General features: G+C 67.5%; 14 protein-coding genes. 6 read left to right on the top strand and 8 right to left on the bottom strand.

Annotated elements, in window-relative coordinates:
• Positions 1-51: 51 nt before the first annotated feature.
• The 3 genes from BGN95_RS00990 to BGN95_RS00980 all read right to left on the bottom strand — a co-directional run bounded on the left by BGN95_RS00990 (position 52) and on the right by BGN95_RS00980 (position 2,732).
• Positions 52-483, bottom strand: a complete 432-nt coding sequence (locus BGN95_RS00990; protein ID WP_265269505.1) for an acyl-CoA thioesterase — start codon at positions 481-483, stop codon at positions 52-54.
• Positions 484-621: 138 nt separating this feature from the next.
• Positions 622-1,404: an SDR family NAD(P)-dependent oxidoreductase gene (locus tag BGN95_RS00985; protein WP_179512226.1), complete on the bottom strand. Its 783-nt coding sequence runs from the start codon at positions 1,402-1,404 to the stop codon at positions 622-624.
• 143 nt (positions 1,405-1,547) lie between these two features.
• On the bottom strand, positions 1,548-2,732 hold the full coding sequence (locus BGN95_RS00980) for an acetyl-CoA C-acetyltransferase (RefSeq protein ID WP_286771347.1): 1,185 nt from the start codon (positions 2,730-2,732) through the stop codon (positions 1,548-1,550).
• 82 nt (positions 2,733-2,814) lie between these two features.
• On the opposite strand from BGN95_RS00980, the gene BGN95_RS00975 reads away from it, so the two are divergent.
• Positions 2,815-3,480: a nitroreductase gene (locus BGN95_RS00975; protein WP_184316954.1), complete on the top strand. Its 666-nt coding sequence runs from the start codon at positions 2,815-2,817 to the stop codon at positions 3,478-3,480.
• Between the two features lie 184 nt (positions 3,481-3,664).
• Here the strand turns inward: BGN95_RS00975 and BGN95_RS00970 are convergent, their stop codons facing one another.
• Together BGN95_RS00970 and BGN95_RS00965 are read right to left on the bottom strand one after the other, a co-directional pair.
• Positions 3,665-5,005: a DEAD/DEAH box helicase gene (locus BGN95_RS00970; RefSeq protein ID WP_265314663.1), complete on the bottom strand. Its 1,341-nt coding sequence runs from the start codon at positions 5,003-5,005 to the stop codon at positions 3,665-3,667.
• A 408-nt stretch (positions 5,006-5,413) separates the two neighbouring features.
• Positions 5,414-6,568, bottom strand: a complete 1,155-nt coding sequence (locus BGN95_RS00965) for an acyl-CoA dehydrogenase family protein (RefSeq protein WP_265272010.1) — start codon at positions 6,566-6,568, stop codon at positions 5,414-5,416.
• Positions 6,569-6,746: 178 nt separating this feature from the next.
• Here BGN95_RS00965 and BGN95_RS00960 point away from each other — a divergent pair, with 178 nt between their 5' ends.
• Together BGN95_RS00960 and BGN95_RS00955 are read left to right on the top strand one after the other, a co-directional pair.
• The gene (locus tag BGN95_RS00960) at positions 6,747-7,766 is read left to right on the top strand and encodes a fumarylacetoacetate hydrolase family protein (protein ID WP_179512221.1); all 1,020 of its coding nucleotides are present in this window, start codon (positions 6,747-6,749) and stop codon (positions 7,764-7,766) included.
• A gap of 146 nt (positions 7,767-7,912) precedes the next feature.
• Positions 7,913-8,221, top strand: a complete 309-nt coding sequence (locus tag BGN95_RS00955; protein WP_179512220.1) for a hypothetical protein — start codon at positions 7,913-7,915, stop codon at positions 8,219-8,221.
• A gap of 176 nt (positions 8,222-8,397) precedes the next feature.
• On the opposite strand, the gene BGN95_RS00950 is transcribed toward BGN95_RS00955, so the two are convergent.
• The 3 genes from BGN95_RS00950 to BGN95_RS00940 all read right to left on the bottom strand — a co-directional run bounded on the left by BGN95_RS00950 (position 8,398) and on the right by BGN95_RS00940 (position 14,481).
• Positions 8,398-11,766 carry an error-prone DNA polymerase gene (locus BGN95_RS00950; protein ID WP_286771346.1) on the bottom strand — a complete coding sequence of 1,123 codons (3,369 nt, stop codon included), beginning with the start codon at positions 11,764-11,766 and terminating at the stop codon, positions 8,398-8,400.
• A 71-nt stretch (positions 11,767-11,837) separates the two neighbouring features.
• Entirely contained in the window at positions 11,838-13,805 is a 1,968-nt protein-coding gene (locus BGN95_RS00945; RefSeq protein ID WP_286771345.1) for a Y-family DNA polymerase, read from the bottom strand.
• Positions 13,720-14,481: an ImuA family protein gene (locus BGN95_RS00940; RefSeq protein ID WP_209547669.1), complete on the bottom strand. Its 762-nt coding sequence runs from the start codon at positions 14,479-14,481 to the stop codon at positions 13,720-13,722. Before BGN95_RS00940 ends, BGN95_RS00945 begins: the two co-directional genes overlap by 86 nt.
• A gap of 270 nt (positions 14,482-14,751) precedes the next feature.
• Here BGN95_RS00940 and BGN95_RS00935 point away from each other — a divergent pair, with 270 nt between their 5' ends.
• The 3 genes from BGN95_RS00935 to BGN95_RS00925 all read left to right on the top strand — a co-directional run.
• Complete coding sequence (locus BGN95_RS00935) at positions 14,752-15,570, top strand: AcvB/VirJ family lysyl-phosphatidylglycerol hydrolase (RefSeq protein WP_286771344.1); 819 nt, start codon at positions 14,752-14,754, stop codon at positions 15,568-15,570.
• Positions 15,567-15,968, top strand: a complete 402-nt coding sequence (locus BGN95_RS00930; RefSeq protein WP_265314632.1) for a DUF2147 domain-containing protein — start codon at positions 15,567-15,569, stop codon at positions 15,966-15,968. The genes BGN95_RS00935 and BGN95_RS00930 overlap by 4 nt, the downstream gene beginning before the upstream one ends.
• Positions 15,968-17,444, top strand: a 1,477-nt coding sequence (locus tag BGN95_RS00925) for a putative bifunctional lysylphosphatidylglycerol flippase/synthetase (protein ID WP_502688226.1), incomplete at its 3' end; no start/stop codon positions are given. The genes BGN95_RS00930 and BGN95_RS00925, both read left to right, overlap by 1 nt.

The following is a 17,444-nucleotide window of genomic DNA, read 5'->3' as shown; positions in this document are numbered from 1 at the left end:
CACCCCCAGCCCCTCCCTTCACCAGGGAGGGGAGGAGGAAGGGGAAGGGCGTTACCCCTCGCGCACCCGCAGTGCCTTCAGCCCCTCGCGCATCGCATCGGGGAGCGGCTCGCCGGCCGGGGCGGTCATCACGATCACCGTGTCGCAGGTCGCGATCGCTACGCCGTTCTGGAACATCGCCGCCAGCATCTCCCAGCTGCGATTGCCGATCTTGCCGATGCCGATCGCAATCTCGACCGGAGCGGGAAAGCTGCCCTCGGCGAGATAGTTGATCTCGTTGCGCGCGACGACCGCGCGGAAGTCCTTACCGCGTTGGGCGTCGCCGATAGTGTGGTTCATCCGCACCCGCACCGTCTCGAACAGCGCCGCGAAAGCCACATTGTTGAGATGCCCGTTGGGATCGAGATCCTGATAGCGCGTCTGGATCTCCTCGCGCTTCGGGTAGCTGTCCGGCGAGAGGCGCCAGGCGGCGGGGCGGGGCATATCGGGGCTGCCTTTCGTTAAGGGGCGGGGGCCGACGCGGGAGTTAATCCCGCGTCGTCGGACGGGTTCGCTGCGCGACCCGCCGGCCGGCCTTGCTGGTCTCGCGGATAGCCTTGCTATCCGCGTGCCAGCTGCGGCTTACCGTGGCGCCATGCGAATGGCGCCGTCGAGCCGCACATCCTCGCCGTTGAAATAGCCGTTCTCGATCATCAGCGTCGCGAGCGCGGCATATTCCGCCGGGTCGCCGAGCCGCTTCGGGAACGGGACCGAGGCGGCCAGCGCGTCCTTCACATTCTGCGGCGCGGCGGCGAGCAGTGGGGTGTTGAAGATCCCCGGCAGGATCGTGTTGACCCGGATGCCCTCGCCCATCAGGTCACGCGCGATCGGCAGCGTCATGCCGACGACGCCGCCCTTCGACGCCGAATAGGCCGCCTGGCCCATCTGCCCGTCTTCCGCCGCGACCGAGGCGGTGTTGACGATCGCGCCGCGCTCGCCATCCGCCAGCGGGTCGAGCGTCAGCATCCCGGCAGCCGATTTGGCGATGCAGCGGAACGTGCCGACGAGGTTGATCTGGATGATCCAGTTGAAGGCGTCGAGCGGGAAGTGCTTGATCGAGCCGTCTTCCTTGCTGCGGCTCGCGGTCTTGATCGCGTTGCCGGTGCCGGCGCAATTGACCAGCACGCGCTCCTGACCGATCGCCGCGCGCGCCTTGGCGAAGCCCTCGTCGACCGACGCGTCGTCGGTGACGTTGACCTTGCAATAGACCCCGCCGAGTTCCTGCGCGATCGCCTCGCCCTTCTCCTCCTGCAAGTCGAAGATCGCGACCTTCACCCCCTTGGAGGCGAGCAGCCGCGCGGTCGCCGCGCCGAGGCCGGAGGCGCCGCCGGTGACGACGGCCGAGATCGTATTGTCGAGCTTCATTGGAAATCCTCTCTAGTCAAAGGAGTGAATCAGAATCCGATCCCCGTCATGCCGGGCTCGACCCGGCATCCAAAGCCACAGGAGCCATCGTCCGCGGCTCTGGATGCCGGATCAAGTCCGGCATGACGGCAAAAAGGGTGGCGTCAGGCGGTCTGCCAGTCGCAATTCTCGATGATCGTGACATTGGCGACCCCGCCGCCCTCGCACATCGTCTGCAGGCCATAACGCCCGCCGCGCCGGCGAAGTTCGTGGACCAGGGTGGCCATCAGCTTGGTGCCCGAGGCGCCGAGCGGATGGCCGAGCGCGATCGCGCCGCCGTTGACGTTGAGCCGCTCGGGCTTGGCGCCAGTATGCTTGAGCCATGCCATCGGCACCGAGGCGAACGCCTCATTGACTTCGTAGAGGTCGATATCGTCGATCGACAGCCCGGCCTTCTTGAGCGCCTTGTCGGTGGCGAACAGCGGCTCCTCGAGCATCACCACCGGATCGCCCGCGGTGACGGTGAGGTTGACGATCCGCGCCATCGGCTTGAGATTGTATTTCTTGAGCGCTTCGGCGCTGACGATCAGCACCGCGCTGGCGCCGTCGCAGATCTGGCTGGCCGAGGCCGCGGTCAGCGCGCCGCCCTCGGCGAGCAATTTAACCCCGGCCATGCCTTCGGGTGAGGCGTCGTAGCGAATGCCCTCGTCGGCGTTATGGACTTCCTTGCCCTCAGGGGTCTCGATCTCGATCGCGACAATCTCGTCGCGGAACTTGCCCGCCTGGGTCGCCGCGACCGCCTTGCGGTGGCTGCCGAGCGAGAATTCGTCGAGCACCTCGCGCGAGAAGCCGTGTTTCTTGGCGATCATCTCCGCGCCGGCGAACTGGTTGAAGACGATGCCGGGATATTTCTCTTCCAGCCCCGGCGACTTGGCCTTGCCGAGCCCCGCATCGTAGAACAATTTGAAGGTCGACCCCATCGGCACCCGCGTCATGCTCTCGACGCCGGCGGCGATCACCACATCCTGCGTGCCCGACATCACCGCCTGCGCGGCGAATTGCATCGCCTGCTGCGAGGAGCCGCACTGGCGGTCGATCGTCACCGCGGGGGTGCTTTCGGGTAGCTTGGAGGCGAGCACGGCGTTGCGGCCGACCTGTCCGGCCTGTTCGCCGCCCTGGCTGACGCAGCCCATGATCACGTCGTCGATCGCATCGGCGGGGACGCCCGAGCGCTCGACCAATGCATCCAGCACCTTGGCGGCGAGATCCACCGGGTGCCAGCCGGCAAGCCTGCCGCCCCGCCGTCCTCCGGCCGTCCGCACCGCTTCGACGATATACGCCTCAGGCATCTTCCGACTCTCCATAACAGATGTTATCCCACAATCCGCATTTGGCGCGAATTGACGTAAACGGCAAGGGGTGGAGACGTAAATGGAGGTAAGCGCAGCGGTGGAAGCGCGGCGATCGGTGCGGGGGTTTCTCGACACGCCGGTCGAGCCGGCGCTGCTGAGGGCGCTGGCGCTCAAGGCGGCGCGCGCGGCGACCGGGGGCAATCTCCAGCCGTGGCACGTCGATATCGTCCACGGCGCCTCCATGCAGCGGCTCAAGGAGATCATGCGCGGCAAGATCGAGCGGCGCGAAAGCGAGACGCCGGGCTATGATATCTACCCGCGCGAGATGCCCGAGGCGATGAAGCAGCGTCGCTTCGAGATCGGCGAGATCCTTTACGGCCATCTTGGCATCCCGCGCGAGGACCGGCGCGCGCGAGCGATCTGGTTCGCGCGCAACTTCCAGTTCTTCGGCGCGCCGGCGGCCTATTTCGTCACAGTCGATCGCCGCATGGGGCCACCGCAATGGGCGGACCTCGGCATGTATCTGCAGAATCTGATGCTGCTCGCGATCGAGGCGGGGCTGGCGACCTGCCCGCAGGAATGCTGGGCGGTCTATCCGCAGACGGTCGAGGCGTTCCTCGGGACGCCGCCGGAGCGGATGCTGTTCTGCGGCGTGGCGATCGGGTTCGAAGATGCGGAGGAGCCCGCCAACCGCGCACGCAGCCCGCGTGCGGCGGAGGCGGAGTGGTTGAGCGAATTTAGCTGAGGGTCGGAGCAGTCAGAGCAACCACCCCGGCGAAGGCCGGGGTCCAGTTACAAGCCGCCCGATGCTGGACCCCGGCCTTCGCCGGGGTGGAACGAAATAGGAAAGCTATCGCGAAACCTCCCTGTGCTCCCGCGAAGGCGGGGACACAAATGGTTCGGCGTTCGCTCGGGTTTTGGGTGAAGCCTCAGGCGCCCGTCGCCGCCTTCGGTCCTCGCCCACGCCCACGATTGCGCCCGCCGCGGCGGCTGGCGTTGGAATAATCGCGCGTCGCGACCGGATGATGCGACGCCTTGGGCCGCGCGGGCGGACGGGCGCCGCGCGGGCGATCCTCGCGCGGGGCGGGATCGGGGCCGTGCGCGCGCACGCGGCTCGCCTTGAGCGCCTCGGCGCGCTTCATGAAATCGGCGGGGAGCGCGCGCACCGGCACGCGCTGCCGCGTCAGTTTCTCGATATCGCGCAGGTAAGGCCGCTCATCCTCGGCGCAGAAGGAGATCGCGACGCCGCTCGCCCCGGCGCGCGCGGTGCGGCCGATGCGGTGGACATATTGCTCGGGGACGTTGGGCAGTTCGAAGTTGAACACATGGCTCACCCCCGAAATGTCGATCCCGCGCGCGGCGATATCGGTCGCGACGAGGATCTTCACCTCGCCCGACTTGAACGCCGCCAGCGCTCGCTCGCGCTGACCCTGGCTCTTGTTGCCGTGGATCGCATGCGCCGCGATGCCGTTGCCGCCGAGCAGTCGGACGACGCGATCGGCGCCGTGCTTGGTGCGGGTGAACACCAAGGCGCGGTCGATCGGCTCCTCCGACAGCATGATCGTCAGTAACGCCTGCTTTTCCTGCTGGTTGACGTGGGTGACATATTGATCGACGCGCTCGGCGGTGGTCGCCGCGGGGACGACCGACACGGTCTCCGGCTCGTGGAGGAACTGGCTCGCCAGCTGACGGATCGATTCCGGCATGGTGGCGGAGAAAAACAACGTCTGGCGGCGACGCGGCACCATCCGCACGATGCGGCGCAGCGCGTGGATGAAGCCCAGATCGAGCATCTGGTCGGCCTCGTCGAGCACGAGGATCTCGAGCATCGAGAGGTTGCAGAAGCCCTGTTCGACCAGGTCGATCAGCCGGCCCGGGGTGGCGACGAGGATGTCGACGCCGCGCATCAGGTCGTGCTTGTTCTTGTTGATGCTGGTGCCGCCGAACACGGTGGCGACCGACAGCCGCGAGTTGCGGCCATAGCCGCGCGCATTCTCCGCGATCTGGCTCGCGAGCTCGCGCGTCGGCGCGAGGACGAGCATACGGCAATGCGTCGGCAGCAATTTCTTGTGCGATTCAGCGAGCCGCTGGATCGACGGCAGTACGAAGGCCGCGGTCTTGCCGGTGCCGGTCTGCGCGATGCCGAGCAGGTCGCGGCCGGTCAGCACGATCGGAATCGCGTCGCGCTGGATCGGGGTGGGGGTCTCATAGCCCTTGGCGTCGAGCGCGCGTACCAGCGCGTCGGTCAGGCCGAGATCGGAAAAGGTCATGGAATGAAATACCTAAAAGATGCCGGGCCGCGCGCCAAAAGACAGGCGCGCGGGGGCGGGGAAGATTGACGCCCCGCGTGACTTGGGATGCCCGAACGACGATCGAGGCGGAGCCGGGGCCGGCGAGCGGCCCGATCACGCTGCGTTTTTGAACGCCTCGAACGGGGTGCAGATGAGGGGAAAGGGTTGAAAAGTCAAGTATGGGGTGGGCGGGGCTTTCGCTCACCCGCCCCGTCATTCCCGCCTTCGCGGGAATGACGGAGGTTTGGGGAAGGGCGGCAGCAACCTCTCAATGGCAAGCAACGCCGCCGGCAAAGCCGTCGGCCGGATCGGGCGCGTGAGCCGCGCCCGTCCGCCGTCCGCGCAAGCTGTTCGCGCGTTGCGCGACCGGTGCGGACGTAGCCGCGCCTACAGCTTGCGACCAATAACCTCCTTCATGATCTCATTGGTCCCGCCATAAATCCGGCTGACCCGCGCCCCGCGCCACATCCGCGCGATCGGATATTCGTTCATATACCCCGCCCCGCCGTGGAGCTGGAGGCATTTGTCCATCACTTCCCACTGCAGGTCGGTGTGCCACAGCTTGGCCGCCGCGCCTTCCTCATTGGTCAGTTCGCCCTTCAGGTGACGTGCGATCGCCCAGTCGAGGTGCGCCCAGCCCACCTGCAGCTTCGCCTTGAGATCGGCGAGGACGAATTTGGTGTTCTGGAAATCGAACACCGTGCCCTTGAACGCCTTGCGATCCTTGGTGAAGGCGATCGTATCGTCGAGCGCCTTCTGCGCCGAGGCCTGGCATGATACCGCGATCGACAGCCGCTCCTGCGGCAACTGGCTCATCAGATAGATGAACCCCATGCCCTCTTCGCCAAGGCAATTGGTGATCGGCACGCGCACGTCGTCGAAGAACAATTCCGACGTGTCGGCGGCGTCCTGCCCGATCTTGTCGAGCTTGCGGCCCTTGCGGAAACCCTCGCGGTCACTCTCGACGAGGATGATCGACATCCCCTTCCACGCCGGCTGCGCATCGGGGTCGGTCTTGGCGACGACCAACGTCAGATCGGTGTTCTGGCCGTTGGTGATATAGGTCTTGGAGCCGTTGATGACATAGTGGTTGCCATCCTTGCGCGCGGTGGTGCGGATCGACTGGAGATCGCTGCCGGTGCCCGGCTCGGTCATCGCGATTGCGGTGATCACGTCGCCCGAGACCATCTTGGGCAGCCATTCCTTCTTCTGCTCTTCCGAGCCATAGGTCTCCATATAGCCCGCGACGATATCGGACTGGAGCGAGAAGCCCGCCGGCACCCCGGCATAGGCCATTTCCTCGTCGACGATCGCATTATAGCCGAAATCGAGCCCGAGCCCGCCATAAGCCTCGGGCGCGGTGGGGCACAGCATCCCGATCTCGCCCGCCTTCTGCCAGAAGGATTTGGGGACGAGCCGCTCCTCCTCCCATTTGTCGACATTGGGCACGCCTTCCTTGGCGAGGAAGCTGCGCACCGTCTGGCGGAACGCCTCATGATCCTCGTTATAGGCGAAACGGCCGGCGACGGTATCGAGCGACATGGTGGGAACCCTTCGATCTGCAAAACTCTCCGCGCGCCTTGTCGCGGCGGCGTGGCGGGGGGTCAAGTAACTTTTGTTATGGCGATCGATCGCGGCTTGCGCGGCGGCGTGCAGCGGCCCACGCTCTCGACTCCGCGGGCCAAGTACGGCACAGCGCCGGCAAAGGAGATCGTAACAAATGAAACTTGCTAGCCTGAAGCATGCCAGCCCGCGTGAGGGCCGTGACGGAAAGCTCGTCGTCGTTTCCGACGATCTCGCCTGGTATGCCGATGCCGGGCATATCTGTCCGACGCTGCAGGCGGCGCTCGACGATTGGGATCATGTCGCGCCGGCGCTAGCCTTGCTCGCGACCGATCTGGAGCATCAGGCGATCCCGCGCGAACGTTTCCACGAGCATGACGCCGCCGCGCCGCTGCCGCGCGCCTATCAATGGGCTGACGGATCGGCCTATGTGAACCATGTCGCGCTGGTGCGGCAGGCGCGCGGGGCGGAGATGCCGGAGAGCTTCTGGCACGATCCCTTGATGTATCAGGGCGGGTCGGACGGTTTCCTCGGCCCGCGCGACGCGATCCCGCTCGCCGACGAGGCATGGGGCTGCGATCTCGAGGCGGAGGTGGTGGTGGTCACCGGCGACCTGCCGCTCGGCGCGACGCGGGAGCAAGCGCTGGCGGCGATCCGGCTGATCGGGCTGACCAACGACGTGTCGCTGCGCAACCTGATCCCGGGCGAGCTGGCCAAGGGTTTCGGCTTCTTTCAATCCAAGCCGGCGTCGGCATTCTCGCCGGTGTTCGTGACGCCCGACGCGCTCGGGGACTGGTGGCGCGACGGCAAATTGCACCGCAAGCTGATGGTCGACGTCAACGGCGCGGCGTTCGGCCGGGTCGAGGCGGGGGTCGACATGACCTTCGATTTCGGCGCGCTGATCGCGCATGCCGCGAAGACCCGCGCGCTCGGGGCGGGAACGATCATCGGCTCGGGCACGGTTTCCAACCGCGATGCGGATGGCGGGCCGGGCAAGCCGATCGCGCAAGGCGGGGTGGGCTATTGCTGCCTCGCCGAGGTGCGCACGGTCGAGACGATCCTGTCGGGCAAGCCCTCGACCCCGTTCCTCAAGCGCGGCGACACCGTGCGGATCTGGATGGAGGATGATCGACATCACCCGATCTTCGGGGTGATCGAACAGACGGTCGGCGCGTAATTGGGCGCGTCTCGCGTGCAGGTGGCCGGCGCATGACTACGAATTAACTGGGATTTTACTTCCCGTAAGGGCAATGTTGCGTCGCGCGTCGGCCAAATCCCACGGTGGGCGCGGACGATAGAAAACAAAGACGGAGATGAGTGATCATGAAAAAGATCGTCCTTCTCGGAGCGCTCGCGTTGGGGATGTTGACCGCGGGTACCGCGTCAGCCCAGGACGCTGCCGCACCGGCGGCGGAATATCCGCGTTGCTCGGCATCGGTGCGCGACAATTGCGTGCAGGGCGCCCGGGTGGAGTCTCATGCGCGCCATCACGCCGCGACCCGGCATCATGCGTCGAAGAAGCATCATGCGACGAAACGGCATCACGCCAAAAAGCATCATGCCGCGAAGAAGCATCACGCGGTGAAACGGCACCATCATGCGGTGAAGAAGCACCACAAGAAGGCGGCCTGAGCGGGTGACGGCCCCGGCGATCGCCGGGGCCGCTCTGCTTGGGGATGCGATGCGCGAAGATATCAACCGTTCGCCCTGAGCCTGTCGAAGGGCATCCTCACCTCACCAGCTACGGGACGCCCTTCGACAAGCTCAGGGCGAACGGGGATAGGTGGCCCGGTTCAATATCCCGATCGCTAATGGAAATCGTGGCTGCGGATCGGGATTACGCCGCCGCCATCATTGAAATGATAATCCGACCGCGGCCGCGGGCGCCATTCTTCTGCGTCGCGATCGAAGCCGTGATCCGGGCCGCTCGGCGTCGCACCGCGCGGGGCCAGCTTGGGTAGATCGATATCGCCGACCTGCCGCAGCAACCAGGTGAGATCGGTGACCTGTTCGGTCACGACATGGATCACGATCCCTTCCTTCTGCACCCGCCCCCTGATCGACACCATCGCCGATGACATGACGATGCGGCGATGCGCCTCGAACCGGTCGGGCCACAAGATGCCGTTGGCGATCCCGCTTTCGTCCTCGATCGTCAGGAACAGCACGCCCTTCGCGCTGCCCGGCCGCTGGCGGACGAGGATCAGCCCCGCGACCTCGACCATCCGTCCGTCAGGGATCGTCGCCAGATCGGCGCAGGGCACGATCCGCCGCCGGGTCAATTCGCCGCGCAGGAAGGAGAGGGGATGCGGGCGCAGCGACAGCTGGGTGGCGCGATAATCCTCCACCACCTCGCGCCCCGCGGCGAGCGCCTTCAGATGGACCGGGGTTTCGTGCGTTTCGAGTCCCGCGAGCAGCGGCAGCGGCTTTTCGCCCAGCCCGCGGATCGCCCATAACGCCTGCCGCCGGTCGACGCCGAGCCCGGCAAAGGCATCGGCCTTGGCCAGCCGCTCCAGCGCGGCGAGCGGCACCCCGGCACGGCGCCACACATCCTCGACCGAGGTGAAGGCGCGCGCGGCGCGGGCGGTGACGATCTTGCCGGCCTGTTCGGCCGACAGCCCGGCGACGATGCGTAGCCCGAGCCGGAGGGGGAATATGTTGCGCCTTATTCCCCGTTCGGGCCGAGCTTGTCGAAGCCCTGCGCTTTCCTCTTCGGAAGAAGGGCAGCCCTCCGACAAGCTCAAGGCGAACGGAGTAGGCGGCTCCGCTCCACCGCCGTCTTCAAGGATCGTATCCCATTCGCTGCGCATCACGCACACCGGACGCACCTCGACCCCGTGCGCGCGCGCGTCGCGGACGATCTGCGCGGGGGCGTAGAAACCCATCGGCTGCGCGTTGAGCAACGCCGCGCAGAACACGTCCGGGTGGTGGCATTTCATCCACGACGAAGCGTAGGCGATCTTGGCGAAGCTCGCGGCGTGGCTTTCGGGGAAGCCGTAGCTGCCGAATCCCTCGATCTGCTTGACCAGCCGCTCGGCGAATTCGCGCGTGATGCCCCTTTCGAGCATCCCGTCGATCAGCGGCGCGCGGAATTTGTCGACCCCGCCGTTCGACTTGAACGTCGCCATCGCACGGCGCAGGCGATCGGCCTCGCCCGGGCTGAAACCCGCGCCGACGATCGCCACCTGCATCGCCTGCTCCTGAAACAGCGGCACGCCCAATGTCTTTTCGAGCACCGCTTTCAATGCGTCATTGGGATAGGTGACCTTATCCACCCCGATACGACGCTTGAGATAGGGGTGGACCATCCCGCCCTGAATTGGCCCCGGCCGCACGATCGCGACCTGGATCGCGATGTCGTAGAAATTCACCGGCTTCATCCGCGGCAGCATCGACATTTGTGCGCGGCTTTCGATCTGGAACACCCCCAGGGTATCGGCGCGGCCGATCATCTCGAAGGTCGCCGGATCGTTCTGCTGCATCAGCGGGCTGGCGAGGTTGAGGCGGATGCCCTTGTGCTTGCCGAGGAGATCATAGGCGCGGCGCATGCAGCCCAGCATGCCGAGCCCGAGGATGTCGACCTTCATGAAGCCGAGGAATTCGATGTCGTCCTTTTCCCATTCGATCACATAGCGATCGACCATTGCCGCCGGCTCGATCGGCACCAGTTCGCGCAACGGCGTGCGCGTCAGCACGAACCCGCCGGGATGTTGCGACAAATGACGCGGGGTGCCGATCAACTCGCTCGCCAGCTCGAGCGCAAGCGCCAGTCGCGGTTCGCGCGGATCGAGGCCGAGCGCGGTGACGTGATGCTCGGGCACGCCGTCGTTCGACCAGCCCCACACCTGTCCGGACAGCGCGGCGGTCATATCCTCGGGCAGCCCGAGCGCCTTGCCCACCTCGCGGATCGCGCCGCGCGAGCGAAACCGTGAGACCACCGCGGTGAGGGCGGCATGTTCGTGGCCGTAATGTTCGTAGATCCACTGGATCACCTCTTCGCGCCGCTCATGCTCGAAATCGACATCGATATCGGGCGGCTCGTGGCGTTCCTCGGAGATGAAGCGTTCGAACAGCAATTTATGCTCGATCGGATCGATCGAGGTGATTCCCAAAGCGAAGCAAATCACCGAATTGGCCGCGCTGCCGCGCCCCTGGCAGACGATCTCCTGGCTGCGCGCATATTGGACGATCGAATTGACCGTCAGGAAATAGGGCGCATAGCCCATTTTCTCGACCAGCCTCAGTTCGTGCTCGAGCAATTTGCGGTGCGCATCGGAGGGGTTCGGTCCGAATTTCTGCCTCAGGCCGTTCCACGCCAGCGTCGCCAGCGCCTCCTGCGCGCTCTTGCCGGGGATGACGATCTCGTCAGGATATTGATAGGTCAGGTCGCGCAGCGAGAAACGGCAGCGCTCGACCACCGCTTCCACCGCCCCCAGCGCGCGCGGGTGATCGCGGAAGCGGCGCGCCATTTCGTCGGGCGGCAGCAAATGGCGGTCGGCGTGGCGCTCGCGGCGGAAGCCCAAGGCGTCGATCGTCGTCTTCTCGCGGATCGCGGTGACGACATCCTGCAGCATCCGTCGCGACGGGTGGTGATAGAGCACGTCGCCGGTGGCGAGCGGGGTCAGCCCGTGCGCCTCGGCCGCCAACGCAGTCTCGTGGAGCCGCAGCGCATCCCCCGGCCGGCGATGATGCGTGAGGCAGACATGCCCGCGCCCGTTCGCGCCGAACAGATCGGCCATCCAGCGCAGCGCACGCGCGTCGGGGACATGATCGGCGACCAGCGCCGCGACCAGCCCGTCGGCACGCGCGGCGAGATCCTCCCAATGCAGGAAGCATTTGCCCTTTTCGCCGCGTTGCGCGTCGGCGCGCGCCTTGCCGATGCCGAGCAGGCTGGTGAGCCGGCTCCACGCGGCGCGATCCTCCGGCCAGACCAGCAGCGAATCGCCGCTGACCAGATCGAGCCGGCAACCGGGGATCGCGCGTACATCGATGCCGGTGTCCTCGCGCACATGCTCGCTGGCGCGGAGCGCGCGGACCGTCCCGGCGACCGAATTGCGATCGACGATGCCCAGCGCGGGCATGCCGAGCAACGCCGCGGTGGCGACCAATTGCTCGCACGACGAGGCGCCGCGCAGGAACGAATAATGCGTCGTGACCTGAAGTTCGCTGTAGGTCATCGTCGGTCACGCCGCTTCCAACGCATCCACCCCGCCCCGCGCCTGGGTGGAAAAGAAAGGTGGATGACCTCTCATCCGAACGTCCCGTGGATGAACCAGCTGAGATCGCCGGTTTCGGGCTGCACCCCGTCGCCGCGGCGGAACAGCCAGAAGCGGCGTCCTTCCTCATCCTCGACGCGGAAATAATCGCGCACCGCATCGCGCTCGGCGCCGCGCCGCCACCATTCGCCGGTGATCCGTTCGGGTCCGTCGCCGCGCACCACCTGATGCCGCTCGCCGCGCCAGGTGAAGCGGCGCGGCGGCTGATCGGGCAATTCGGCGACGACGTGATCGAGCGGCTCGGGTCGCGCGAGCAGCCGCGCCGGACGCGGCCAGCGCGGGTGCCACGGATGATCGGCGGGGCGCTGATCGAGCTGGCGCACATCGTCGAGCTTGAGCCGCAACGCATCGTCGGCGGGTGGGTCGAGCGGCGGGATCGCGGCGACGGCGCGTTCGGGAACGTCGCTCTCCACCGGCCGATGCCGCCACAGCCGCGCATGGCCGATGCGATTGGCGAGCGCATCGACCAGCGGGGCGAGATCGGGAGTGCTATCCTCCGCCAACGCTGCGCCCAGCGCCTGCGCGCCGAGCGGTTCGGCGCGGCGGACGTGGAGCGTCAGCGCCTCGATGCCGTAGCCGGGGTCGATCTCCTCGATGCGCCGCGCGATCAGCCGCTGGATATGCCGCGCATCGCGTGTCGCGCGGGCGAAGCCGATCCGCAGCCCCTGCGCCTGATGATCGACCCGCCCGGCGACGAACAGCAAGGCGCGCGCGCCGAGCCCGGCTCGGGCGAGTTCGGTGGCGAGATCGCGCGTCAGCCCCTCGAGCCAATGAGTGATCGCCTCGGCGGTGGCGATCGGCTCGGCGAAGCGGCGTTCGACGCTGATCGGCTGATCGGGAACGATCGGGATCAGCGGCTCGGCAAGCGCGCCGGTCGCCTGATCGAGCCGCCGCACGATCGCCGCGCCGAACCGTCGCACCAGCGGCGCGCGCGGCATCGCCAGCAACTCGCCGATCGTGGCGATGCCGAAGCGTTCGAGCAGTTCGAGCGCGTCGCCGTCGAGCCGCAGCGCCGCGACCGGGAGGGGGGCGAGCGCGGTGCGGTGGGTGGCGGGGGGAATTATCGAAATACAAGCATATGATCCGTTCGCCCTGAGCTTGTCGAAGGGCGTCCTGCCGTTCGAGAGTCGGGGCCGCCCTTCGACAAGCTCAGGGCGAACGGGGGAGTTTAAGGCATCGCGCGCACCATAGGATGCGTCACCCCGGGCTTGTCCCGGGGTCCACCGAGAGCCAAGCCAAACGGCATGAGCTTCTTGCTCAGCCCCTGATGCCCGGTGGACTCCGGGACAAGCCCGGGGTGACGGGGGGACGGGGGACAAGTGATCCCGTATTAATGCATCGCCGTACCGCGCCAGCGCCCAGGCCGCGCCGACCGTATCCGCGATCGCGATCCGCGCGCCGAACCCCAATCGCGCGAGCAGCCGGACGAGCTGTCGTGCCATCCGTTCCTCGCCGCCGTGGAGATGCGCCACCCCGGTCAGATCGAGCATCAGCCCGTCCGCATCGGTTATCGCGACATGCGGCGACCAGCGCCGTGCGAGGGCCTCGGCCAGCCGCGTCAGATCGGCGTGGTCGCCCGCCGGATCGGCATCGCGCACGTCGAGCGAGGGGACCGAAGCGCGCGCCTGGGTCAGCGCCATCCCCGGTGCGATTCCCAAAGCCGCGGCGGCAGGCGAAGCGGCGGCGATCTCGACGCGATTGGCGCTGCGTTGCACGGTGACGAGCGGCGGCGCGGCATGCGCCATCGTCGGCCGCGCGGCGACGCGCTCGCCCTTTGCCCAGCGCGCGCCGGGGCGCCAGCCGGTGATGCGTTCGGCGGGGCGGGGCGGGGGTGCAGCAGGAACCGGCGGCGCGTCAGGCGGCGGCAGCGTGCGGCGCTCGGCCCTGACGACGCGGTCGATCGACCAATGCGGCAGGTAGAGCGAGGCGACCCGTTTCATCCACGGCCTCCACGTTCAGATCGAAAGGATCGCCGCCGCGCTGGCGGACGAGCGACAGATGCCAGCGCGCCCGCCCGATGCCCCCTGCCAGCCCGCGCGTCGGGAGCGGGGCGGAAGGCGCGGCGGCGACGCGCCAGCGGGTCACCGCGGCCGACGGCACCGCCAGCGGGTCGCCGCCTTCACGCGCGTGGCGTTTCATCAGCAGCGCGATCGTCCGCCCGCCCTCCGCCGCGAGTTGCAGCCGGCGGGTCGAGGCCATCGCCGCGCGGCGCGCCTCGCCGACCACCGCGCCGAGCCCGCGGTGGCGGATGCCTTCCTCCATCAGCGCGAGCAATTCGGCATCGTCGCGCGCCTCGGCATAGATCACGCGTTCGGGCGACAGCCCCGCCTGATAGAGGCCGGGAGCGAACAGATCGCGTCGCCGCACCACCCACAAGACCGGCCCCCAGGCGCGCGCGGCGATCCCGGCGAGCAGCAATGTGGCGCAGGCATCGTCGGCGAGGTCGGGGGTGGCCGGCGCGATCTCGTGCAGCGCATCGAGCCTGAGCCCACCCGCCGCCAGCCGCGTATCGATCTCGCCGATGCCGAACGGCAACGTCTCGCGCCGGCGATGCCCGTCGCCCTCGATCGCGCGCAACGTATCGCGAAGCTTGGCAATGACGGCGGAGGTTGGCACGGGGGTACGACTCGTAGCGGGGTTTCGTTCCTATTTTGTTCTCATCGCTTTGTTGAGTCAATCGGGAGGGCGTCGTTCTGTTCGCAACATTCCCCGTCATTCCCGCGAAGGCGGGAATCCATTGACGCTGGCCTCGCGACTTATCCGATGGACCCGCCAGAATAGATTCCCGCCTGCGCGGGAATGACGGGGGAATATGACCGATCGCATGACAATTTCGTCATGTTGCTGACAGTGCGGTTAGATCCTGCCGGTGTTAATGCTCGAATCATGCACGGGAGCCGAGCGCCGATTCTGGACACCCCACGCAAACGCTGGCCGTATCGGCTGGCGATCACGGGCGGCGTGCTCGCGGCGGTGCTGATCGGGATATTCTATCGCGCGACCTATTTCGATCGCGATCCTTATGTCCAGGTCGCGGCGACCGCACCGGGACGCGGGATCGCGGCGCTCTATTTCTCCGGCGACATGGGTCTCAACTTCGGGATCGGCGCGACGAGCGCCGATGCGCTGGCCGGCGCGGGCATCTCGGTCACCGGGTTCAACACCCCGGTCGCCTTCCGCACCCGCCGTACCGCCGCCGAAACCAACCGGATCGTCGCCGCGGCGGTGCGCCACGCGCTTGCGGCGTCGCCGGCCGACCGGCTGGTGCTGATCGGCCGGTCGTTCGGCGCGGATGTGCTGGCGGCGTCGCTCCCGGCGCTGCCGGCCGAGCTGCGCCGCCGGATCGCCGCGATCGTGCTGGTGGTGCCGGGGCGCGACGTGTTCTTCCGCACCGATCCCAGCAATATCACCTATCTGGGCACGCCCGACAGCGACGGGCGGCGCGATATCCGCGCGATCACCTGGGCGCCGTTGACCTGCATCCACGGCGCCGATGAAACCGAAAGCGCGTGCGACGGCGCGACTCAATCCAACGCCACCGATGTGGCAATGCCGGGGGGCCATTTCTTGAAATTCGATACCGATGCGATCGTCCGCAACATCATGCTCGCGATCGACCGCGCCACGGGGACGGTGGGCGCAAAACCCTCTCCGTTGGCCCGAACGGGGGTGGGTGCTTCCGGTTTGACGCGGGCGGCGGCATGAGCCGTATGCGCCACCTTGCGGCGATCGCCGTCTGCGCGCTGACCGCGACTCCCGCGGCGGCTGCCTCGCCGTTCGGGGTGTGGAGCAACCCGCGCGGTTCGCTGATGATCCGCACCACCGCGTGCAACGGCGGGCTGTGCGGCGCGATCGTCTGGGCCAACGGCGCCGCAAGGGCCGATGCGCGCGAGGCGGGGGTCGCGCATCTCATCGGCACGCAGTTGCTGCGCAATTACCGTGCAGACGCCAACGGCACCTGGTCGGGGCGGTTCTACGTCCCCGATATGGGGCGCAGCTTCCCCTCGCATCTCAAGCTGGTCGCGCCGGATCGGCTGAAGATTTCGGGCTGCCTCATCAGGCACTATTTCTGCCGCTCGCAGGAGTGGCATCGTCTGCAGTGATGCAGCGCCGCCGACTCGCGATTTCCGAGCTTCTCTCGCATCATCGCCGCTGGTGGATACCGGCGGCGGTGGCGTGCGTCGCCTTGCTTGGCCTCGCCGCGCTGCGCCTCGTGCTCGACGAGGTGCATCTGCGCGACGTGCGCGCGGCGCTCGGCGCGGTCCCGGCGGATCGCATCGCGCTGGCGGCGGCGCTGACCGCGGCGAGCTACACCCTGCTGACGCTCCACGACTGGATCGCGCTGCGCGTGATCGGGCGGCCGCAGCCGTGGCAGGTCGGCGCGACCGCCTCGTTCCTCGGCAATGCGATCAGCTACAATCTCGGGCTGTCGCTGCTCACCGGCAATTCGGCGCGCTATCGCATCTACGGGCAGGCGGGCCTTTCGCTGGCAGAGGCGGTGAAGGTCGGCGCGATCGGCACGCTCGCCTTCTGGCACGGCATCGCCGCGACCGCCGGGGTCGCGTTGCTGATCCAACAGGCACCGCTGCACCTCGCGCATTGGACGCTGGAGACCGGTGCGGCACATGCCTTCGGCCTCGCGCTGCTGGCGATCGCGGTGGTGCCGGTGATCCTGCGCGCCGGGGGCATCCGTCGGATCGGCGCCGACGGCTTCGCCTTGCCTTTGCCCGATGCGCGGCATCTGTTCGCGCTGGTCGCGGTGTCGGTGGTCGACCTGCTGATCGCCTCCTCGGTGCTGTTCGTGCTGGTGCCGGGACTGGAGGCGGACGTCTTTCCCGCTTTCTTCGTCGCTTATGTGCTGGCGATCGTCGTCGCGATATTCGCGCACGTCCCCGGCGGGCTGGGGGTGTTCGAGGCGGTGGTGCTCGCTGCGCTCCCGGCGGACAAACCCGCGGTGTTCGCCGGGCTGCTGCTCTACCGGCTGGTCTATTATCTGCTGCCGCTGTTCGTCGCGGCGAGCGTGCTGGTGCTGCGCGAAGCGAGCGCGTTACGCCGCCCGATCGGCGCGGGGCTCTCGCTGATCGATAAGGTCGGGCGTGCGCTGGCGCCGGGGGCGATCACCCTGCTCGTGTTCGCGGCGGGGTTCATCCTGCTCGTCTCGGGCGCGCTGCCGGGGGTGCGCACCCGGCTGAGCGATCTCGACGCGCTGCTGCCGCTGCCGTTCATTGAGGGGTCGCATCTCGCGGGGAGCCTCGTCGGCACCTTGCTGCTGCTCGTCGCGCCGGCGCTCAACGCACGGCTGCGCAGCGGGTTCGTGATGGCGCGCGTGCTGCTCGTCGCGGGGATCGTCTTCTCGCTGCTCAAGGGGCTCGATTACGAGGAAGCGGGGATGCAGTTCGTCATCCTCGCGATCCTGCAATATGCGCGCCCGGCCTTCTATCGCCGCGGCGGGATCGCCACCGAGCCGCTCGACGGTCGCTGGCTCGCCGCCGCCGCCGCGGCATTGGGGCTGAGCGTCTGGGCCGGCTTCTTCGCTTACAAGCGCGTGCCCTATAGCGACGAATTGTGGTGGCGGTTCG

Origin of the sequence: Sphingomonas sp. 66-10, assembly GCF_001897045.1 — a bacterium.
In the GTDB taxonomy this organism is placed as follows: Bacteria; Pseudomonadota; Alphaproteobacteria; order Sphingomonadales; family Sphingomonadaceae; genus Sphingomonas; species Sphingomonas lycopersici.
Note: the sequence above shows the minus strand (reverse complement) of the source record. Positions and strands in the feature narration are given on the sequence as shown.